Here is an 18,725-nt window from a genome sequence, read left to right on the forward strand (position 1 = left end):
CGCCGGCGCGCTCATCACCCCCCGCCCCCACCCCCTCCCCCCCCGCCCGCCCCCCCGCGGACGGCGGGCGCCCGTCCGTGCGTTCACCCCCACGATGACCGACCTCTCCGTGCTCGACCTCGTGCCCGTCCGCTCCGACCAGACGAGCGGTGACGCCGTCCGGGCCTCGCTCGACCTGGCCCGCGTCGCCGACGAGCTCGGCCTGACCCGCTACTGGGTGGCCGAGCACCACAACATGCCGGCCGTGGCGGCCACCAACCCGCCCGTGCTGATCGCGATGATCGCGGGCGCCACCGAGCGGATCCGGGTCGGCAGCGGCGGCATGATGCTGCCCAACCACGCCCCGCTGGTCGTGGCCGAGCAGTTCGCGCTGCTCGAGGCCGCCCACCCCGGCCGCATCGACCTCGGCATCGGTCGCGCCCCTGGCACCGACCCGGTGACGTCGTGGGCCCTGCGCCACGGCGCCGGCGGGGTGAGCGACGAGGCGGTCTCGCGCTTCCCCGAGTACGTCGACGACCTGCTCGCCATGATGGACGCGGGCGGCGTGGGCATCGCCGTCCAGGGCCGCACCCACGAGCTGCACGCCACGCCCCGCGCGACCAGCGTCCCGGTGCCGTGGCTCCTCGGCAGCAGCGACTACTCCGCGCGCCTGGCGGGGGAGAAGGGCCTGCCCTACGTCTTCGCCCACCACTTCTCCGGGCAGGGCACGGCCGAGGCGCTCGAGCTGTACCGGTCGACCTTCCGGCCCTCCGCGCTGCTCGCCGAGCCGCGGACCTTCCTGACCCTCAACGTCGTCGTCGCCCCCAGCGAGGAGGAGGCCCGCCGCCGGGCCCTGCCCAACCAGCTGACGATGCTCGCCCTGCGCACCGGCCGCCCGCTCGCCGCGCAGGAGCTGGTCGAGGAGGCAGAGAAGCACGAGCTCACCGCCCAGGAGCAGCACGTCGTCGACGCGATGAGCGAGCGGTGGGTCGTCGGCGACCCCGCCGGCGCCCGCGCCCGGGTCGAGGAGCTCGCGGCGTCGTACGGCGTCGACGAGGTGATGCTGCACCCGGTGGCCGGCGCGCACGTCGGCACCGAGCCGGGCACCGCGCCCACGCGCGAGGAGACGCTGCGGCTGCTGGCCGCCTGAGCGCCGGCCGCCACCCCGCCGCGGGCCCGGGCGACCGTGTACCACGATTCGTGGTTCGGTCGCCGGGGATCGTATGCTGGCGTGTCGGCCCAACGTGGGTCTGTTTCGCGCGCCTCGCGGCTGCTCGGGACCACACCGCTGGACGCCTCGCCCCGGGAGACCGGACAGGCCCCAGCACGTGCCCCGAGGTATGAGGCCACGAGACGGCTGCACGAGGTCCAGGGGTGCGCCGCACCCCAGGTTCCCGGGCCGACCGGGAGACAACCAATGCGATCAGAAGTGAGGACATGCCGAAGAAAGAAGGCGTGATCGAGATCGAGGGCACCGTCGTGGAGGCCCTCCCCAACGCGATGTTCCGGGTCGAGCTCAGCAACGGCCACAAGGTCCTCGCGCACATCAGCGGCAAGATGCGCCAGCACTACATCCGGATCCTCCCCGAGGACCGCGTGGTGGTGGAGCTCTCGCCGTACGACCTCTCTCGGGGTCGCATCGTCTACCGCTACAAGTAACGGCCGCGCGCACGCGCGGCCGCCAGCCACCCGAGAAGAAAGGGCTGACTCGTGAAGGTCAACCCGAGCGTCAAGCCGATCTGTGACAAGTGCAAGGTGATCCGTCGCCACGGCCGCGTCATGGTCATCTGCGAGAACCCGCGCCACAAGCAGCGCCAGGGCTGAGCCCCGCCGCTGCGCCCCCGCACCACCCACAACTGAACACCCACACCACGTGATCGCTAGGCGGCCCCCGGGCCGCTGAAGCACCTCCGGAGCAGACGGCCGGAGCCGGCAGCAGGACCCGCCGGACGCATCACGACCACACCGCTGCAGATCCAGAAAGGCCAGACATGGCACGCCTCGTCGGCGTCGACCTCCCGCGCGACAAGCGCATCGAGATCGCGCTCACCTACATCTACGGCATCGGCCGTACCCGCTCCCAGCAGCTCCTCGAGCTCACCGGCGTCGACCCCGACATGCGGGTCCACCAGCTCGGTGACGACGAGCTGGTCAAGCTCCGTGACGAGATCGAGCGCCTCGAGTTCAAGATCGAGGGTGACCTCCGTCGTGAGGTCCAGGCCGACATCCGTCGCAAGATCGAGATCGGCAGCTACCAGGGTCGCCGGCACCGCCAGGGCCTCCCGGTCCGCGGCCAGCGCACCAAGACCAACGCCCGCACCCGCAAGGGTCCCAAGCGCACGGTCGCCGGCAAGAAGAAGGCCAAGTGACGCTGCGCGCCCACGCGCCGACGTCACGCCTTCCTCACTCACAGACCAGCTCAGCAAGGAGATAACCGATGCCTCCCAAGGCTCGTGCGGGCGCGGCCAAGAAGGTCCGCCGCAAGGAGAAGAAGAACGTCGCTCAGGGCGAGGCCCACATCAAGAGCACGTTCAACAACACGATCGTCACGATCACCGACCCCACCGGGGCCGTGATCTCGTGGGCCTCTGCCGGCACCGTCGGCTTCAAGGGCTCGCGCAAGTCCACGCCGTACGCCGCGCAGATGGCCGCCGAGGCCGCCGGTCGCCGGGCGATGGAGCACGGCATGAAGAAGATCGACGTCTTCGTCAAGGGCCCGGGCTCGGGCCGCGAGACGGCGATCCGCTCCCTGGGTGCGATCGGCCTCGAGGTCGGCACCATCCAGGACGTCACGCCCGCCCCGCACAACGGCTGCCGCCCGCCCAAGCGCCGGCGCGTCTGACCCACCGAGACAGAACAGGAGACTGACCCATGGCCCGCTACACCGGTCCCATGACCCGCAAGTCGCGCCGTCTCGGTGTCGACCTGGTCGGCGGCGACGCCGCCTTCGAGAAGCGCCCCTACCCGCCCGGCATGCACGGCCGCGCGCGGATGAAGGAGAGCGAGTACCGCACGCAGCTGCAGGAGAAGCAGAAGGCCCGCTTCACCTACGGCGTGATGGAGCGCCAGTTCTTCAACTACTACGTCGAGGCCGCGCGCCGCACCGGCAAGACCGGTGACAACCTGCTGCAGCTGCTCGAGTGCCGCCTCGACAACGTGGTCTACCGCGCCGGGTTCGCCCGCACGCGCCGCCACGCCCGGCAGCTGGTCGTCCACGGCCACTTCCTGGTCAACGGCAAGAAGGTCGACATCCCGTCCTTCCAGGTCACGCAGTACGACATCATCGACGTGCGCGAGAAGTCGCTCGAGATGACGCCGTTCATCGTCGCCCGCGAGACCCACGGCGAGCGGATCGTCCCCGCCTGGCTGCAGGTGCTCCCCGAGCGGATGCGCGTCCTCGTGCACTCCGTCCCGGTCCGGGCGCAGATCGACCTGCCGATCCAGGAGCAGCTCATCGTGGAGTACTACTCCAAGAAGTGATCCACACCGGTCCGCCGCACGACAGCCGTCGTGCGGCGGACCGCCCTTCCACCCTCCGGCACACCTGCACATCTGGGCCGTCATATAGCGGTCGGCCCGGGAAGGAACGAATCAAGTGCTCATCGCACAGCGCCCCACCCTGTCGGAAGAGACCGTCGGCGACTTCCGCAGCCGCTTCGTCATCGAGCCCCTCGAGCCCGGCTTCGGCTACACGCTCGGCAACTCGCTGCGTCGCACGCTGCTCTCCTCCATCCCCGGAGCCTCCGTCACCAGCATCAAGGTCGACACGGTGCTGCACGAGTTCTCCACGGTCGAGGGCGTCAAGGAGGACGTCACCGAGATCATCCTCAACCTCAAGCACCTGGTCGTCTCCTCCGAGCACGACGAGCCGGTGACCATGTACCTGCGCAAGTCGGGTGCCGGTGACGTCACCGCCGCCGACATCGCTCCGCCGGCCGGCGTCGAGGTCCACAACCCCGACCTCAAGATCGCCACCCTGTCCGACAAGGGCAAGCTGGAGATGGAGCTCGTCGTCGAGCGCGGCCGCGGCTACGTCTCCGCGGTGCAGAACAAGGGCGCCGACAACGAGATCGGCCGGATGCCCGTCGACTCGATCTACAGCCCCGTGCTCAAGGTGACCTACAAGATCGAGGCCACCCGAGTCGAGCAGCGCACCGACTTCGACAAGCTCATCATCGACGTCGAGACCAAGCCGTCGATCCTGCCCCGCGACGCCATCGCCTCGGCCGGCAAGACCCTCGTCGAGCTCTTCGGCCTGGCCCGCGAGCTCAACGTCGAGGCCGAGGGCATCGACATCGGTCCCTCGCCCGTCGACGAGCAGCTGGCCGCCGACCTCGCCCTCCCGGTCGAGGACCTGCAGCTGACGGTCCGGTCCTACAACTGCCTCAAGCGCGAGGGCATCCACACCGTGGGTGAGCTCATCTCCCGCTCGGAGCAGGACCTGCTCGACATCCGCAACTTCGGCGCCAAGTCGATCGACGAGGTCAAGGCCAAGCTGGTCGAGATGGGCCTGTCCCTCAAGGACAGCGCGCCCGGCTTCGACCCGCACGCCGCCCTCGCGGCGTACGGCGACGACGACGACGACGCGTTCGTCGAGGACGAGCAGTACTGATCATTGGCGCGAGCGCGTCGACCTCCGTGTCGCCGCCGCCACCTGACGTCTGGTCGGGTGGGTAGCGGCGGCGCCACGCAGGTCGCCGCGCTGCCGCGCTGGGCGGTCCGCCTGGTACGGCGTCGGGTTGGCCAGCCGCTTGCGGTTGGCACCCGTCGCTGACGTCAGCGGACGGTGGTCGAGGAGGTTGCGCTGGCAACCGTCTCGAGACCACACCGCCCGCCCGCACCACCACGAATCCCTGCACCACCACCTCTAGCCCCGGTACCTCGTACGGCCGGGGGGAATCGAGAAGCTCGATGCCCGCACCGAAGAAGGGCGCCCGCCTCGGCGGCAGCCCGGCGCACCAGCGCCTCATCCTGTCCAACCTGGCCACCCAGCTCTTCGAGCACGGCCGGATCACGACCACCGAGGCCAAGGCGCGCACCCTGCGTCCCCACGCCGAGAAGCTGATCACCAAGGCCGTCAAGGCGCACAAGGGCGAGAACCCGCTGCACCAGCGCCGCGAGGTCCTCAAGACCGTCCGGGACAAGGGCGTCGTGCACGTCCTGTTCACCGAGATCGCCCCGACCTTCGCCGAGCGTCCCGGCGGCTACACCCGCATCACCAAGCTCGGCCCCCGCAAGGGCGACAACGCCCCCATGGCCGTCATCGAGCTGGTGACCGAGGCCTACGCGCCGAAGACCCGGGCCACCAAGGCCGCCCCGGCCACGACCGCCGCGCCCGCCGCGGAGGAGCCCGCCGTCGAGGAGACCCCGGCTGACGCGACCGAGGCCGACGCGACCGAGGCCGAGGCCACCGACGCCCCGACCGAGCTCAGCGAGGAGGCGTCGCCCGAGGGCAGCGTCGTCGCCGAGGAGGAGCCCGTGGGCGAGCCCACGAGCGGGACGGACGAGCCGAAGGCCTGACCGCCCAGCACGACCCCGCGAGGCCCCGTCACCCCACCGGTGACGGGGCCTCGTCGCGTCCTGCCACGTCGCAGCGATCCGGGCAACCATCGACCGGCGCCAGGCGGTGGGACGGGTGTGAGCACCGAGACGGCGCCCCTGGGGGTGATCACGAGAGGCGGGACCGTGGCCGACGGACCGGGCCGCCGGGCGGACTTCGACGACTTCGTCGCCGCCCGGTCCGGGGCGCTGCTGCGCACGGCGTACCTGCTGACCCGCGACCACCAGCTGGCCGAGGACCTCCTGCAGACGTCGCTGGCCAAGGCCTGGTTCGCCTGGGGCCGGGTGCACGGCGAGCCCGAGGCCTACGTCCGCAAGATCGTCGTCAACACCTACCGCTCCTGGTGGCGGCGCCGGTGGCACGGCGAGCAGGCCACCGAGGTGCTGCCCGAGCAGGGCGAGGCCGACCGCACCGACGCCGTCGCCACCGGCGAGGACCTGTGGGCCGCCATGGACCGGCTGCCGAGGCGGCAGCGCGCCGTGGTGGTGCTGCGCTACTTCGAGGACCTCACCGAGGCCCAGACCGCCGACCTCCTGGGCTGCAGCGTCGGCACCGTGAAGTCCCAGACCAGCAAGGCCCTGGCCAAGCTGCGCGTCGATCCCGCGCTGGCCGGGCAGACCGACCCCACGACCCCGGAGGAGGCCCGATGACCGGCATCGACGACCTGCGCGCGAGCCTCGCCCGGCACGCCGACGAGGCGGGGTCGGCGGCGCCCGGGCCCGCCGAGCGCCGGCGCGGCGTGCACGACCGCATCCGCGTCGTACGCCGCCGCCGAGCCGCCACGGGCGCCGCTGCCCTCGCCGTCGTGGTGGCCGCCGGGGTCACGGCCGTGCTGCTGCCGCGGCAGGACTCCGCGGCCCCCGCGCCGGCCGGCGCGACGGTCTTCGGCGTCGACGTGCCCGCGACGATGACCTCGCTCGGCTACGAGTACCGGCTGGTCGACGTGGCGAGCGGCGACGGGGTGGCGCGGCTCGACCTGACCGAGACCTCGGGACCCCGGCTCGTCTCCTGGGCGTCCTCCGACGCCGACCGGGTCGAGCTGCCGTCGGGTGACGGCTCCTGGCCCCTCGTCGCCGACGGCTCGGACTTCACCGACTGGACCAGCGTCGACCCCGCGCAGGAGGACCAGCTGGTCGCCGAGGTGCCCGAGGGACGGGTGGCCCTCGCCGTCTACGAGCTCGGGGACCAGCGACCCGCCGGCGTGACGGCCGGGGGGAGGACCTTCCGGGACCGTGCCCTCGGCGGCCGGCTGCTCGGCGCCGTCATCGGCGACCCCGGCCAGGACACGCTCGGCCTCGCGCTCCGCTCCGTCCCCGGGGTGCGCGAGGTGACCGTGGTGTCCTTCTGCGCCGACGGCCCGGCCGACGCCGAGGTCGCCGTGGACTCCCTCACCAGCGGCGGCTTCGTCTCCAGCGGCTGCAGCGACGGCACCGCGGTCGACGTCGCCGCGTCGGGCTCGATCAGCTACGCCGTCGCGCCCGGGGAGGACCTCGGCCAGCGGCTGCGGGTGCGCACCGCCGACGGTGGGTCGGTCCTCGATGACGACCTCCGCGCCGGCCTCGCGGTCTACGACGTGACCGACGTCGCCGACGCCGGGCCGTCGGGCCTGCCGGCCACGACGGAGCACGACGGCCACGTCTGGCGCCTGGTCTCGTCGGCGACGCCCGAGGTGGGCGACCGGGAGGCGGTCACCGCCGTGCCGCCGGGCCCCGGGCGTCGGCTGGCGCTGGTGGTCAACGCCCGCACCGGTCGTGCGGTGGTCTCGCCGACGGTCGACGGCCGGACCGGCACCACCTCGAGCGCCGCCCCGTCCACGGCGCGCGTGGACCTGCCGGTCGGTGCCTCCACGGTGGGCTACCGCGCCGTGGGCGGGGCGCGGTTGCCGGACGGCGCTCGAGCGGCCGTCGGGTTCTACGAGCGGGCCGACTGACCCCCGCCGTCCAGCGCGGCCAGCAGGCTCGCCGCGTCGACCGAGCGCGGCGGGCCCTGCCGGCGGACGAGGTCGTTGACGGTGCGCCGGGCCCGCTCGTTGGCCGGGGCGGGTACGCCGTGGAGCCGGCCGAGCAGGACGACCTCGCCGTTGAGGTGGTCGGCCTCGACGTCGCCGGTGCCGCGCTGCACCGACTGCCACGACGACGACCCGACGCCCTCGCGGTCGACCAGCGGGCGCAGCAGCTGCCCGCGGCGGGCCAGGTCGTCGTCCTGGCTGGTGACGGCGACGCCGGCAGCGGCCAGCACCTGCTCGCCCTCGGCCCGGCAGCGGCGCACCAGCTCCTGAGCGGCGTCGCCGGGCGTGCAGGCGGCGTCGACGGCGTTGCCGAGGTTCATCAGCAGCTTGCGGTGCTTCCAGGCCATCGCGTCGGGCCGGGGCACGCTCTCGAAGCCGGCCGTCACGAGGTCGGCCGAGACGGCCAGGTCGACGTCGTCGACGCCCGTGGGGTAGCGGCCGATGTCGAGGAGCCCGGGCCGGCCGGCGGAGTGGACGGTGACGCGGCCGGGCTCGAGGTGGCTGGCGGGCATCATCACCGTGACGGCGTGGACGTGCTCGACGTGGCGCAGCAGCGTGCGCTCGTTGGCGACGCCGTTCTGCAGCGAGACCACGGGCGTCGACGGTGCGAGGTGGGGGAGCAGGTCGGCCAGCGCGGCCGCGGTCTGCTGCGACTTCACCGCGAGCAGCACGACCGTCTCGTCGTCCCAGCGGGCCTCGCCCGGGTGGCCCACGGCGGGCACGTCGAGCACCTCCTCGGCGTCCGCGCCGACCGTGAGCCGGAGCCCCTCGTCGCGCAGCACCTCGAGGTGGTCGCCCCGGGCCACGAGCGTGGTGTCGACCCCCGCCCGGTGCAGCAGCCCGCCCACGCCGCCGCCGATGGCGCCGGCCCCGATCACGACGTACCTCACGAATCCTGTCTACCAGCGGCCCGTCCGTAGACTCGGACCCATGAGCACCGACGTCGGCATGCCCCCGGTCCTGACGCCCGAGGAGGCCGAGAAGGCCGTGCTGCTGGCCGCACCGCGCGGCTACTGCGCCGGCGTCGACCGCGCCGTCGTCACGGTGGAGAAGGCGCTCGACCTGTACGGCGCCCCGGTCTACGTGCGCAAGCAGATCGTGCACAACAAGCACGTCGTGGCCGACCTCGAGTCGCGCGGCGCGATCTTCGTCGAGGAGGTCGAGGAGGTGCCGGCCGGCGCGACGGTGGTCTTCTCCGCCCACGGCGTCTCGCCCGAGGTGCACCGCCAGGCCGCCGAGCGCGACCTCAAGACGATCGACGCGACGTGCCCGCTGGTGACCAAGGTCCACCACGAGGCCAAGCGCTTCGCCGCCGAGGACTACGACATCCTCCTCATCGGCCACGAGGGCCACGAGGAGGTCGAGGGCACTGCCGGCGAGGCACCCGACCACATCCAGCTCGTGCAGGGCCCCGAGGACGTGCCCGGCATCGTGGTGCGCGACCCCGCCCGCGTCTCCTGGCTCTCCCAGACCACGCTGTCGGTCGACGAGACGCTGGCCACCGTGGCCGCGATCCGCGAGCGCTTCCCGCTGCTCATCGACCCGCCCAGCGACGACATCTGCTACGCCACCCAGAACCGCCAGCTCGCGGTGCGCGAGATCTCCGGCGACGCCGACCTGGTGATCGTGGTCGGCTCGGCCAACTCCTCCAACTCCGTCCGCCTCGTCGAGGTCGCCCTCGACGCCGGCGCCAAGGCCTCCTACCGCGTCGACGACGTCTCCGAGGTCGACGAGGCCTGGCTCGAGGGCGTCTCCACCGTCTCGGTCACCTCCGGCGCCTCGGTGCCCGAGTCGCTCGTCGAGGGCGTGCTCGACTTCCTCGCCGAGCGCGGCTACCCCGAGGCCCGGGCCGTCCACTCCGCCGAGGAATCGCTCGTCTTCGCGCTGCCCAAGGAGCTCCGCCGCGACCTGAAGGCCGCCGAGCAGCAGCGAGCGAGGGACGAGCTCGACGCGTAGCTCGACGGGCGAGCGCGTCGGGGCACGAGCCGGCCCCTCCTGGTCACCGGGCGGGGGTGACCGGGGAGACCCGGCGCCACACGACGTACCGGTAGGCGAGGAAGTTCAGGACGAACGAGGCGCCGATGGCCAGGACCTTGACGACCAGGATCGGGTCGACCACGGCGTCGAGGGCGTGGATGACCAGTGGCTGCACGAGCCACATCACCGTGCCGGTGGTGGCCAGGAACAGCAGCGCGTGGCGCAGGGTGAGGCGGCCGGCCCCGAAGGTGAACAGGCCGTTGACCACGAAGCTGGAGGTCATCCCGGCGCTGGTCGAGACGAAGTTGGCCAGCACGATGCCCAGGTCGTCGTGCAGCAGCAGGAACAGGCCGAGGTCGAGGAGCGTGTTGACGACCCCGACGCCGGCGAAGCGGACGAGCGCGACCGCCTCCGGGCCGCGCAGCGAGGGCCTCAGCCCCGGCTCCCGCGGGCGGTGAGGGCCAGGGCGTACAGCGGACGGTCCTTGGCCTCGACGTACACGCGGCCGAGGTAGGTGCCGATGACGCCCATCATGATCAGCTGCAGGCCGCTGAGCAGGAACATGCCGACACCGAGGAACGCCCAGCCGGGCACCGACTCCTCCGGCCGGAACAGGCGTACGCCGAGCACGTAGACCGCGAGCAGCAGCGAGAAGGCCGAGATGGCGAACCCGAGCCGCGAGATCCAGCGCAGCGGCGCGGTGGAGAACCCGACGATGCCGCTGGCGGCGAAGCGGATCATCTTGGCGAGCGGGTAGCCGGTCTCGCCGGCGAAGCGCGGGTCGCGGTCGAAGAGCAGCGCCTCCTGCCGGAACCCGACGTGGGCCACGATGCCCCGCAGGAAGCGGTCCTGCTCCCGGTACTGCGAGACCGCGGCGACGACCTTGCGGTCCATGAGCCGGAAGTCGCCGACGTTGCGGGGGATCTCGGTGTCGGCCATCCGGTCGAGCAGCCAGTAGAAGCCCCACGCGGTGGCGCGCTTGAAGCGGGAGTCCTGGCGGCTGCGCCGCTGGGCGAAGACCACGTCGGCCCCGGCCTCCCACATCTCCAGCATCTGCAGGCTGACCTGCGGCGGGTCCTGCAGGTCGGTGTCCATCACGATGACGGCGTCGGCGGCGCCGGCGGCGTCCATGCCGGCGGTGACCGCGATCTGATGGCCGAAGTTGCGCGAGAAGCTGAGCACCGTCACCCGGTCGTCGTCGCCGCGCAGCTTGAGCAGCCGCTCGAGGGAGTCGTCGGAGCTGCCGTCGTCGACGTAGCAGAACTCGAGGTCGAGGTCGGGGCGGGCGGCGGTGGCCTCGACCAGGGCGGCGTGGAAGGTCTCGATGCCCTCGCCCTCGTCGTAGACCGGCAGCACGTAGGTGACGAGGGGGCGCGAGCGCGTCGCCTCGTCGGGAGCGTGGTCGTCGTCGGCCACGGTGCGGTCCTCTCGGTGGGCGGCAGGGACGGTGGTGCGGGGTCCTTGCTACCGGGCCTGCCCGGCGGGATCACTGTGCCCCACCTGGGTGGACGCTGGGAATCCGGCGCACCCGGAAGGAGCGAGCGCGCGTCGACGGCGAGGGGGAGGATGGGGCCATGGCCCGGTACGTCGACATCCACCCCGACAACCCCCAGCCGCGGCTGGTGCAGCAGGTCGTCGACGCCCTGCAGGACGACGCACTCATCGCCTACCCGACCGACTCCGGCTACGCGCTCGGCTCCCGGATCGGCAACCGCGACGGACGCGACCGGATCCTGCGCATCCGCGGCCTGGACGAGCGGCACCACTTCACCCTGGTCTGCAAGGACTTCAGCCAGCTCGGGCAGCTCGTCCACGTCGACAACGCGGCGTTCCGCTCGATCCGGTCGGCGACCCCGGGCCCCTACACGTTCATCCTCCCGGCGATGCCGGAGGTGCCCAAGCGGCTGCTGCACCCGAAGAAGAAGACCGTCGGCGTGCGGATCCCGGACCACACGTTCGTCCGCGAGCTGCTCCATGCGCTCGGCGAGCCGCTGCTCAGCAGCTCGCTGATCCTGCCCGGCGAGACCGAGCCGCGCACGATGGGCTGGGAGGTCAAGGAGGAGCTCGACCACCAGGTCGACCTCGTCGTCGAGGCCGGCGAGACCGGGGACGAGCCGACCACCGTGGTCGACTGGTCCTCCGGTGCTCCCGAGGTCGTGCGCCGCGGCGCGGGTGACCCCGACCGGTTCGGATGAGCCGCGCTCAGGAGGCCGGGGTCGGCTCGCGGTCCTCGGTGCGGGCCGCCTCGGCGTCCTCGCGCGCCTCCCGGCGCCGGACGAGGACGATGGTCACCGCGAGGCCGACGAACGGCCCGATGGCGAGCAGCAGGAACAGCACCCACTCGTAGGTGTGGAAGGCCCCGAGGTGGAGCGGCACGGCGCTCACACCGGCTCCTTGTACGAGGGGGCCGGGTCGTCGGCCGGGTCGTCGAGGCGCGCCGCGCCGCCGAGGCGGTCCCAGCGGCTCACGCCCCAGCCGAGGGCGAGGACCAGCACGACCGAGCAGGCGAGGACGACGAGGCCGGCCACGGTCCACAGCCACATCGCCACGTCGTCCTTGAGCTCGCGCTGCAGGATCTTCTTCTCGTCGCCGAAGGTGCGGGTGTCGTCCTGCGCGGCGAGGACGGGCTCGCCGAGGGCGGGGTCCTCCGGCAGGTAGATCGGCATGGCCGAGAGGTCGCGGCCGTCGTGCAGCCGCACGAGGGTCTTCCACGTGCCGCCGACGGGGACCGGCTCGGTGGTCTCGAAGACCGTCGGGCTGACCTGGCGCAGCTCCTCGACGACCAGGCCCTGCTTGGTGCCGCCCTGCCAGGCGGTCACGTCGAGCCAGGTCGCCTCGCCGGCCAGCGGCGGCCGGTCGAACTCCAGGCGCAGCGCGCTCCTGCCCTCGGGGCCGTCGGTGGGGGCGGCGACGGTGACGTCGGCCTCCAGTCCCGTGGGGCGGGTGATGACGAGGCCGTTGACCACGGCCGCGGTGATGCCGAGCAGGCCGAGGCCGAAGACGAGCCGACGGGTCGCCGTACGGGGGAGGCGGCGCTGGAGCCCCCGGGCCAGCAGGGCACCGATGAGGGCGCCGCAGGTGCCGCCGGTGACGGCCATGGCCGCGCCCTCCCAGGCGATGTCGAGGGTCCAGGGCAGCCGGAAGAAGAGGTTGGTCCACAGGCCCTCGACGGCGAAGCCGACGGTGCCGATGAGGACGCCGGACACGGTGGCCAGGAGCAGCGGGCGGCGCTCGAGCTTGTGGGCGACGACCTCGACGATGACCGCCTCGGCCAGGTAGAGCGGCACGGCCGACCACAGGTTGCCCAGCACGGCCGGGCCGACGACGACGGAGACGCCGCCGCGGACCACGAGGTAGAAGCCGACCGTCGCGACCGCGCCGCCGCGGCCGATCCACAGCCGGGCCGTGACCAGGGCGATGCCCGCGGCGACGGCGATGAGCAGCGGCTGGAGGACGAGGCGGAACTGCGGCACGCCGAAGTCGAACTCGGCCTGGAAGACCGAGAGGCCGATGAGCAGGCCGCCGGTGATGCCGACGCGCTGCAGCCACTGGCGGCGCAGCAGCGAGCGGGTCGGACGGGCGGAGCGGATGACGCCCTCCTCGAAGAGCACGGCCATCGCGATGAGGGACAGGCCCGCGCCGCCGATGAGCATGAGGTGGGTCGGGCCCCAAAGCGTGACGTCCTGGCCGAAGATGCGGTGCCAGACGTCGTCGAGCGGGAAGCCGAGCAGGGCGTAGCCGCCGGCACCGGTCAGCAGGACGCCGCCGACCGGCATCCGCCACTCGCGGGAGACGCGGATCGCGGCCGGGCCGGCCTGGTCGCCGCGGGGGAGCGCGCAGGCCAGCGCCCCGGCGGCGGACAGGCCGTAGAGGCCGATGAGGATCGGGTAGTGCGCGGGGTTGGCCAGCGGGCCCTCGTCGCGGCCGACGCTGATGTGCAGGGCGATGTCCCAGTACATGCCGAGCAGCGCGGTGATGAGGCTGACCATCGCCACCATCAGCGACAGGCTGGCCCAGCCGGCCACGCCGCGCAGGCCCTCGGTGCGCTCGAGCCGGGCCATGGCCCGGTCGAGCACCTGGATGCGGCCGCTGCGGTGGGCGAGCAGCACCCACCCCAGGACGACGCTGACGGCCACCACCGCGGCGGTGGCGCCCAGCGCCTCGGCGAGCGGCGCGCCGCCGGCGGGGCGCGACTCCACCAACGGCACGGCCGGTGCGATGGTGCTGACGACTCCGCTGGACGATGACATGCTCTGATGTAACCGTCCGAGGTGCAATCGTGGCAACCCTCTACGGTGGTGGTGTGACGGAGGAGACGTCGGCGGAGGCCGCCAGCGGCCAGGACGGCTTCCCCATCGAGGAGCTGAGCCGGCGCACCGGCCTCACCGTGCGCTCGCTGCGCAGCTACCAGACCCGCAAGCTGCTGCCACCGCCCGCCGTGCGCGGGCGCACCGGCTTCTACGACGAGCGGCACGTGGCCCGGATCGAGCTCATCAAGGACCTGCAGAGCCAGGGCCTGAAGCTGACCAGCATCGCCCGGATGCTCGACGAGCAGGCGGCCTCCGACGCCGACCTGCTGCACTTCACCCGCACCGTGTCCGACCTGTTCGGCCAGCGCGCGGAGTCGCTGACCTCGGTGGAGGAGCTGATGGAGCGCTTCGCCGTGGGCGGCGACGAGGCGGGGGCCGTCCTCGACAAGGCGCTCGACCTCGGGCTGCTGCGCGACCTCGGCGACGGCACCGTGGAGGAGGTCAGCCCCCAGCTCCTCGCCGCCGGCGACCGGGCCATGACCATGCTCGACCTCGACGCCACCGAGCTGCTCGGCACGATCGAGCAGCTGCGCCGCCACGCCGACGCCGTCGCGACGCTCTACCTCGACCTGTTCCTCGAGCGGGTCTGGACGCCGTTCGTCGAGGCCGGCCAGCCTCCCGAGCGGTGGAGCGAGGTCGAGGGAGCGCTGCGCGACGTGCGCGGCCTGGCCACCGAGGCGCTGGTGGGCGCCTTCGAGCTGGTCATGTCGACCCGCGTCACCGAGGTGCTCGACCAGCAGCTGGCCCGACCGACCGCGCGCACCCGCCGGCGGCGGGGGCAGCGCGACCGCTGAGCGGCGGTCGGCCGGCGAGCGGGTCGGTCAGCGGGCCGGTCAGCGGGTCGGTCAGCGGGCCGCGGCGGCCAGCTCGAGGTCGAAGGCGCGGGCCTGCGCCACCCGCCGGCGTACGACGAGGACGGCGAGGACCAGCGCGTAGGACAGGACCAGGGTGAGGCTGTGCCGGCCCAGCCCGGCGAGGACGGCCGACCAGGTGCCCTCGTCGGTGCGGGTGATCGCCTCGGCCCGCGACATGGCCAGCAGCAGGAACGTGGTCAGCATGAGCAGCGGCGGCAGCACGCCGACGGTGAAGAAGTCCTCGGTGCGCACGGCCAGGGCGAGCGCGACGCACAGCGCGACGAACCCGAGGTCGAAGAGGAACCCGAGCCGGTCGGTGAGGAGGAGGTCGACCGCGGCCACGGTGAGGGCGAGGGCGACCCCGAGGGCGACGACCTCGCGGCCGGACTCGTGCCCCTCCTCCCAGAGGGTGCGGGCGGCGGGCAGGCTCACGCCTCCACGCTACGCGCGGGCGGCGGCCCCGGGTCGTCGGCGCGCCGGGGCGCGAGGCCGGTGGGTCGGGTCTCGTCGCGCTCGACCGCCCGCAGCTCGACCGGGCGCGGGGCGGGCAGGTCGGCGTCGGAGGCCGTGACCACGCCCAGGTCGTCGAAGCGGCGGGCCTGCACCAGCACCCGCGACTCCAGGGACCCGACCGCGCTGTTGTAGTGGCCGGCCGCCTGGTTGAGCGAGCGGCCCAGCCGGTCGAGGTGGCCCGCGAAGGTGCCGAGCCGGGCGTGCAGCTCGCGGCCCAGCCGGTGGACCTCGTCGGCCCGGGCGCTGAGCGCCTCGTGGCGCCAGCCGTGGCTGATGGTGCGCAGGAGCGCGATGAGGGTGGTCGGGGTGGCCACCACGACGTCGCGGGTGGCGGCGTGCTCGAGCAGGGAGGCGTCGGCGTCGAGGGCCGCGGCCAGGAACGACTCGGCGGGCACGAAGAGCACCACGAACTCCGCCGAGCCCTCCTGCGAGCGCCAGTAGGCCTTGCCGGAGAGGAGGTCGACGTGCTGGCGCAGCTGGCGGGCGTGCCGGGCGAGGTGGGCGGCGCGCTCCTCGTCGTCGTCGCAGCCGGTGGCGTCGAGGTAGGCGTCGAGCGGCACCTTGGCGTCGACCACGACCGTGCAGCCGCCGGCGAGGTGGACGACGAGGTCGGGGCGGCGGGCCCCGTCGTCGAGCCGGGCCTGCTCGGAGAAGTCGCAGTGCTCCACGAGGCCCGCGAGCTCCACGGCCCGGCGCAGGTGGAGCTCGCCCCAGCGGCCCCGCACCTGCGGACGCCGCAGCGCGGTGGTGAGGGTCTGGGTCTCGCGGCGCAGGGAGTCGGTGGAGGCACGCATGTCGAGCACCTGCTGGTGCAGCTGGCCCTGCCACGACACCCGGCCGTGCTCGAGGTCGCGCAGCTGGTCGTGCAGCCGCTCCAGGCTCTCGCGCACCACGGCCTGCTGGCCCAGGGCCTCGCCCACCCGGTCGTCGGCGACCCGGTCGGCCACCCGCTCCGCGGCCCGCTCGGCCGCGTCGCGCCCGCGCAGCACGCCCGCGGCGTACCCCACGGCGAGACCGGCGGCGAGGCCGAGCAGCGCGCCGAGGGCCAGGACGAGGGCGGTGGTGAGGTCCATGGCAGGAGCGTGGCGCAGACCACCGACAGTTCTGGCCCTCGTCGTGGGTCAGCCGTCCTCGGCCTGCTCCAGCAGCGCGGCGCCGGGCACCGGCCCGGCGAAGTAGGTGCCCTGGGCCCGGGCCAGGCCGGCCGCCTCGACGGCCTCCAGCTCGGCCCGGGTCTCCACGCCCTCGGCGACGCCGACCAGGTCGAGGTCGGCCAGCATGTCCGCGACGTGGCCGAGCACCGTGCGTCCGGCCTCGGTCACCGCGGCCGCGACCACGGCGCGGTCGACCTTGACCCACGCCCAGTGCCAGCTCGTGAGCAGGCCGAGGGCGGAGTAGCCGGTGCCGAAGTCGTCGACGGCCAGGCCGATGCCGGCGTCGTCGAGCTCGGCGGCCACCTCGCGCTGGGCCGGCGTCCAGCGGGCGACGCCGCGCTCGGAGAACTCCAGGACCAGCTCGACCCCCGTGCCCGCGACGCGGGCCGGGAGCGACCGGAGCAGCCGGCTGTCGGCACGCAGCTGCTCGAACTCCAGGTTGACCGCCAGGCCGACGGGTCGGCCGCGGTCGGCCGCGACCCGGCTCGCCACCTCCAGCGACTGCTGGACGACGACCTCGGTGAGCTCGTCGAGCAGCTGGAGCTTGGCCGCGGCGCCGACCAGCACCAGCGGCGAGACCGGCCCGAGCTCGACGTGCCGGGCCCGCACGAGCGCCTCGTAGCCGGCCGTCTCGCGGCTGCGCAGGTCGACCATCGGCTGGTAGGCCACCTCGACCCGGCCCTGGTCGAGCATGTCGCGCAGGATCGTGCGGTCGTCGTACCACCGCGGCGGGAGGGTGTCGGGGCGCCGCGACCGCTTCTGCTGGCGCATCCGCCGCTCCGCCGTGCGCAGCAGCAGCTCGGCGTCGGCCGGTCCGGGCGGGGCCAGCGCCTCCCCGACGCTGACCTCGACGGAGATGACGTGGTGGCGCACCTGCACCGGCTCGCGGACCAGCGCGCGCAGGTCGGCGAGGATGCGCTGCAGGTGGGCCTCGTCGTCGACGTGGCGGACGGCGACGGCGAACTCGTCGCCCCCGGTGCGGCCCGCGAACGACCCGGGCGGGAAGACGTCGGAGCGCAGCCGGGCGCCGAGCTCGCGCAGGACCTCGTCGGCGTCGAGGTGGCCGAGGTGCTCGTTGAGCCGCTTCATCCGGTCGACGTCGAGGAAGAGCACCGCGATGGTCTCGCAGCCGCGGTCCTCGACGAGGGCCTCGAGCAGCTCGCGGAAGTGGTTGGGGTGCCACAGCCCGGTCAGGTCGTCGGCGTGCGCCGCCCGCCGCAGCCGCGCCTCGCGGCGGGCCGCGTGCCGCGAGGCGGTGGCCATGGTGGTCAGGGCGGCCAGGATGCGCCGGTCGGCCTCGGCGTACGACGACGGGCCGGCGGGCTCGGCGACGAGGTAGCGCTGGTCGCCGAAGAGCAGGCTCAGGGCGGGTGCCGGGGCCGGCGTCGAGGCGACCGAGACCGTGCCGTCGACCGCTCGCGAGGCGTAGTCGACCAGCCAGTCCTCGATGTGCTCCTCGGGCCACGGCATCTCGATGGCTGCCCCCGTGAGCACCTCCACGAGCAGGTGCTCGGCGCGGCTCATCCGGCCGGCTCCCCGGGCGGTGCGGGCGGGTCGTCGAGGTCGACGATGACCGGGGCGTGGTCGGACGCGCCGGTGCCCGCGCGCTCCTCGCGGTCGATCCGGGCGGCACAGGTGCGCTCGGCGAGGGAGGGCGACCCGAGCACGAAGTCGATGCGCATGCCCCGGTTGCGCTCGAAGCGCTGCCGGTAGTAGTCCCAGTAGGTGAAGACCTCGGGGCCGGGTGCGTGCGGCCGCACCACGTCGACGTACCCGCCGTCGAGGAAGGCCTGGAAGGCCGCCCGCTCCGGCGGGGTCACGTGGGTGGAGGTGGCGTAGGCGGCGATGTCGTAGACGTCGTCGTCCTGGGGCGCGATGTTCCAGTCGCCGCACAGCGCGGTCGGGAGGGCGTCGGGTCCGGTGGCCCACGCGACGGCGGCGTCGCGCAACCGGGCCAGCCACTCGAGCTTGTAGGCGTAGTGCGGGTCGCCGACGGCCCGGCCGTTGGGCACGTAGAGCGACCAGACCCGGACGCCGCCGCAGGTCGCGCCGACCGCGCGCGCCTCGGCCACGGCGGGCTCGCCCCAGGGCGGCATGTCGGGGAAGCCCTCGGCGACGTCGTCGAGGCCGACCCGGCTGATGATCGCGACGCCGTTCCACTGGCTGTGGCCGACGGCCGCGACGTCGTAGCCCATCGACTGCAGGCCCATCAGCGGCAGCTGGTCCTCGCGGGCCTTGGTCTCCTGGACCGCCAGGACGTCGACGTCGTGGCGCTCGAGGAACGCCTCGACGCGCCCGATGCGGGCGCGCAGGGAGTTGACGTTCCAGGTGGCCAGGCGCACCGGGCCAGCCTAGGCAGGCCGGGCGCCG

The 18,725-nt window shown here is 73.5% G+C and carries 22 protein-coding genes; 13 read left to right on the forward strand and 9 right to left on the reverse strand.

Features of this window, described 5'->3' with window-relative positions:
• The first annotated feature begins 94 nt into the window (after window positions 1–94).
• The 10 genes from FJQ57_RS17765 (at window position 95) to FJQ57_RS17810 (ending at window position 7,469) form a co-directional block, all read left to right on the forward strand.
• Complete coding sequence (locus tag FJQ57_RS17765) at window positions 95–1,129, forward strand: LLM class flavin-dependent oxidoreductase (protein ID WP_139982927.1); 1,035 nt, start codon at window positions 95–97, stop codon at window positions 1,127–1,129.
• A gap of 287 nt (window positions 1,130–1,416) precedes the next feature.
• Window positions 1,417–1,638, forward strand: a complete 222-nt coding sequence (infA, locus tag FJQ57_RS17770) for a translation initiation factor IF-1 (RefSeq protein WP_136569982.1) — start codon at window positions 1,417–1,419, stop codon at window positions 1,636–1,638.
• Window positions 1,639–1,689: 51 nt separating this feature from the next.
• Complete coding sequence (gene rpmJ, locus FJQ57_RS17775) at window positions 1,690–1,803, forward strand: 50S ribosomal protein L36 (RefSeq protein WP_004008316.1); 114 nt, start codon at window positions 1,690–1,692, stop codon at window positions 1,801–1,803.
• Between the two features lie 167 nt (window positions 1,804–1,970).
• A complete protein-coding gene (gene rpsM / locus FJQ57_RS17780; RefSeq protein WP_139982929.1) occupies window positions 1,971–2,348 on the forward strand; it encodes a 30S ribosomal protein S13 in 378 nt (125 codons plus the stop codon).
• A gap of 68 nt (window positions 2,349–2,416) precedes the next feature.
• Window positions 2,417–2,821, forward strand: a complete 405-nt coding sequence (gene rpsK / locus FJQ57_RS17785; RefSeq protein ID WP_139982931.1) for a 30S ribosomal protein S11 — start codon at window positions 2,417–2,419, stop codon at window positions 2,819–2,821.
• A 29-nt stretch (window positions 2,822–2,850) separates the two neighbouring features.
• Entirely contained in the window at window positions 2,851–3,459 is a 609-nt protein-coding gene (gene rpsD, locus FJQ57_RS17790) for a 30S ribosomal protein S4 (RefSeq protein WP_139982933.1), read from the forward strand.
• A 115-nt stretch (window positions 3,460–3,574) separates the two neighbouring features.
• Window positions 3,575–4,591 (forward strand): DNA-directed RNA polymerase subunit alpha, encoded by a 1,017-nt coding sequence (locus FJQ57_RS17795; RefSeq protein ID WP_139982935.1) that lies wholly within the window; start codon window positions 3,575–3,577, stop codon window positions 4,589–4,591.
• A gap of 299 nt (window positions 4,592–4,890) precedes the next feature.
• Window positions 4,891–5,499 (forward strand): 50S ribosomal protein L17, encoded by a 609-nt coding sequence (gene rplQ, locus FJQ57_RS17800; protein ID WP_139982937.1) that lies wholly within the window; start codon window positions 4,891–4,893, stop codon window positions 5,497–5,499.
• 165 nt (window positions 5,500–5,664) lie between these two features.
• Window positions 5,665–6,189 carry a SigE family RNA polymerase sigma factor gene (locus FJQ57_RS17805; protein WP_211349083.1) on the forward strand — a complete coding sequence of 175 codons (525 nt, stop codon included), beginning with the start codon at window positions 5,665–5,667 and terminating at the stop codon, window positions 6,187–6,189.
• Window positions 6,186–7,469 carry a hypothetical protein gene (locus tag FJQ57_RS17810; protein ID WP_139982938.1) on the forward strand — a complete coding sequence of 428 codons (1,284 nt, stop codon included), beginning with the start codon at window positions 6,186–6,188 and terminating at the stop codon, window positions 7,467–7,469. Before FJQ57_RS17805 ends, FJQ57_RS17810 begins: the two co-directional genes overlap by 4 nt.
• On the opposite strand, the gene FJQ57_RS17815 is transcribed toward FJQ57_RS17810, so the two are convergent.
• Window positions 7,451–8,437, reverse strand: coding sequence for a ketopantoate reductase family protein (locus tag FJQ57_RS17815; protein WP_139982940.1), 987 nt, complete (start codon window positions 8,435–8,437; stop codon window positions 7,451–7,453). The genes FJQ57_RS17810 and FJQ57_RS17815 overlap by 19 nt on opposite strands.
• 40 nt (window positions 8,438–8,477) lie before the next feature.
• Here FJQ57_RS17815 and FJQ57_RS17820 point away from each other — a divergent pair, with 40 nt between their 5' ends.
• Window positions 8,478–9,503, forward strand: coding sequence for a 4-hydroxy-3-methylbut-2-enyl diphosphate reductase (locus tag FJQ57_RS17820; RefSeq protein WP_139982942.1), 1,026 nt, complete (start codon window positions 8,478–8,480; stop codon window positions 9,501–9,503).
• Between the two features lie 43 nt (window positions 9,504–9,546).
• On the opposite strand, the gene FJQ57_RS17825 is transcribed toward FJQ57_RS17820, so the two are convergent.
• Together FJQ57_RS17825 and FJQ57_RS17830 are read right to left on the reverse strand one after the other, a co-directional pair.
• Complete coding sequence (locus tag FJQ57_RS17825) at window positions 9,547–9,960, reverse strand: GtrA family protein (RefSeq protein ID WP_139982984.1); 414 nt, start codon at window positions 9,958–9,960, stop codon at window positions 9,547–9,549.
• Window positions 9,957–10,940, reverse strand: a complete 984-nt coding sequence (locus FJQ57_RS17830; protein ID WP_139982944.1) for a glycosyltransferase family 2 protein — start codon at window positions 10,938–10,940, stop codon at window positions 9,957–9,959. Before FJQ57_RS17830 ends, FJQ57_RS17825 begins: the two co-directional genes overlap by 4 nt.
• A gap of 158 nt (window positions 10,941–11,098) precedes the next feature.
• On the opposite strand from FJQ57_RS17830, the gene FJQ57_RS17835 reads away from it, so the two are divergent.
• Window positions 11,099–11,719 carry an L-threonylcarbamoyladenylate synthase gene (locus FJQ57_RS17835; protein WP_139982946.1) on the forward strand — a complete coding sequence of 207 codons (621 nt, stop codon included), beginning with the start codon at window positions 11,099–11,101 and terminating at the stop codon, window positions 11,717–11,719.
• A 7-nt stretch (window positions 11,720–11,726) separates the two neighbouring features.
• On the opposite strand, the gene FJQ57_RS17840 is transcribed toward FJQ57_RS17835, so the two are convergent.
• Both FJQ57_RS17840 and FJQ57_RS17845 read right to left on the reverse strand, forming a co-directional pair.
• Complete coding sequence (locus tag FJQ57_RS17840; RefSeq protein WP_139982948.1) at window positions 11,727–11,909, reverse strand: hypothetical protein; 183 nt, start codon at window positions 11,907–11,909, stop codon at window positions 11,727–11,729.
• Window positions 11,906–13,774, reverse strand: coding sequence for a hypothetical protein (locus tag FJQ57_RS17845; protein ID WP_139982950.1), 1,869 nt, complete (start codon window positions 13,772–13,774; stop codon window positions 11,906–11,908). Before FJQ57_RS17845 ends, FJQ57_RS17840 begins: the two co-directional genes overlap by 4 nt.
• A gap of 53 nt (window positions 13,775–13,827) precedes the next feature.
• Between FJQ57_RS17845 and FJQ57_RS17850 the strand changes: the two genes are divergently transcribed.
• Window positions 13,828–14,628 (forward strand): MerR family transcriptional regulator, encoded by an 801-nt coding sequence (locus FJQ57_RS17850; protein WP_170219492.1) that lies wholly within the window; start codon window positions 13,828–13,830, stop codon window positions 14,626–14,628.
• 51 nt (window positions 14,629–14,679) lie between these two features.
• Here the strand turns inward: FJQ57_RS17850 and FJQ57_RS17855 are convergent, their stop codons facing one another.
• From FJQ57_RS17855 to FJQ57_RS17870, 4 genes are read right to left on the reverse strand one after another with little or no spacing between them, the layout of a single operon-like run.
• Window positions 14,680–15,120 (reverse strand): DUF6542 domain-containing protein, encoded by a 441-nt coding sequence (locus tag FJQ57_RS17855; protein WP_246081889.1) that lies wholly within the window; start codon window positions 15,118–15,120, stop codon window positions 14,680–14,682.
• Window positions 15,117–16,274, reverse strand: coding sequence for a DNA recombination protein RmuC (locus FJQ57_RS17860; protein WP_139982955.1), 1,158 nt, complete (start codon window positions 16,272–16,274; stop codon window positions 15,117–15,119). The genes FJQ57_RS17855 and FJQ57_RS17860 overlap by 4 nt, the downstream gene beginning before the upstream one ends.
• 48 nt (window positions 16,275–16,322) lie before the next feature.
• Window positions 16,323–17,879 (reverse strand): EAL domain-containing protein, encoded by a 1,557-nt coding sequence (locus FJQ57_RS17865; RefSeq protein ID WP_139982957.1) that lies wholly within the window; start codon window positions 17,877–17,879, stop codon window positions 16,323–16,325.
• Complete coding sequence (locus FJQ57_RS17870) at window positions 17,876–18,697, reverse strand: exodeoxyribonuclease III (protein WP_139982959.1); 822 nt, start codon at window positions 18,695–18,697, stop codon at window positions 17,876–17,878. Before FJQ57_RS17870 ends, FJQ57_RS17865 begins: the two co-directional genes overlap by 4 nt.
• Window positions 18,698–18,725: the final 28 nt, after the last annotated feature.

It is taken from the genome of Nocardioides litoris (assembly GCF_006346315.1).
GTDB classification, from domain to species: Bacteria; Actinomycetota; Actinomycetes; order Propionibacteriales; family Nocardioidaceae; genus Nocardioides; species Nocardioides litoris.

What these genes read in the sequence shown, in the direction of transcription:
- FJQ57_RS17765 (WP_139982927.1), top strand. Translation starts at nt 95, where the DNA reads ATGACCGACCTCTCCGTGCTCGACCTCGTGCCCGTCCGCTCCGACCAG.
- infA (WP_136569982.1), top strand. Translation starts at nt 1,417, where the DNA reads ATGCCGAAGAAAGAAGGCGTGATCGAGATCGAGGGCACCGTCGTGGAG.
- rpsM (WP_139982929.1), top strand. Translation starts at nt 1,971, where the DNA reads ATGGCACGCCTCGTCGGCGTCGACCTCCCGCGCGACAAGCGCATCGAG.
- rpsK (WP_139982931.1), top strand. Translation starts at nt 2,417, where the DNA reads ATGCCTCCCAAGGCTCGTGCGGGCGCGGCCAAGAAGGTCCGCCGCAAG.
- rpsD (WP_139982933.1), top strand. Translation starts at nt 2,851, where the DNA reads ATGGCCCGCTACACCGGTCCCATGACCCGCAAGTCGCGCCGTCTCGGT.
- rplQ (WP_139982937.1), top strand. Translation starts at nt 4,891, where the DNA reads ATGCCCGCACCGAAGAAGGGCGCCCGCCTCGGCGGCAGCCCGGCGCAC.
- FJQ57_RS17810 (WP_139982938.1), top strand. Translation starts at nt 6,186, where the DNA reads ATGACCGGCATCGACGACCTGCGCGCGAGCCTCGCCCGGCACGCCGAC.
- FJQ57_RS17820 (WP_139982942.1), top strand. Translation starts at nt 8,478, where the DNA reads ATGAGCACCGACGTCGGCATGCCCCCGGTCCTGACGCCCGAGGAGGCC.
- FJQ57_RS17835 (WP_139982946.1), top strand. Translation starts at nt 11,099, where the DNA reads ATGGCCCGGTACGTCGACATCCACCCCGACAACCCCCAGCCGCGGCTG.
- FJQ57_RS17845 (WP_139982950.1), bottom strand. Translation starts at nt 13,774, where the DNA reads ATGTCATCGTCCAGCGGAGTCGTCAGCACCATCGCACCGGCCGTGCCG.
- FJQ57_RS17860 (WP_139982955.1), bottom strand. Translation starts at nt 16,274, where the DNA reads ATGGACCTCACCACCGCCCTCGTCCTGGCCCTCGGCGCGCTGCTCGGC.
- FJQ57_RS17865 (WP_139982957.1), bottom strand. Translation starts at nt 17,879, where the DNA reads ATGAGCCGCGCCGAGCACCTGCTCGTGGAGGTGCTCACGGGGGCAGCC.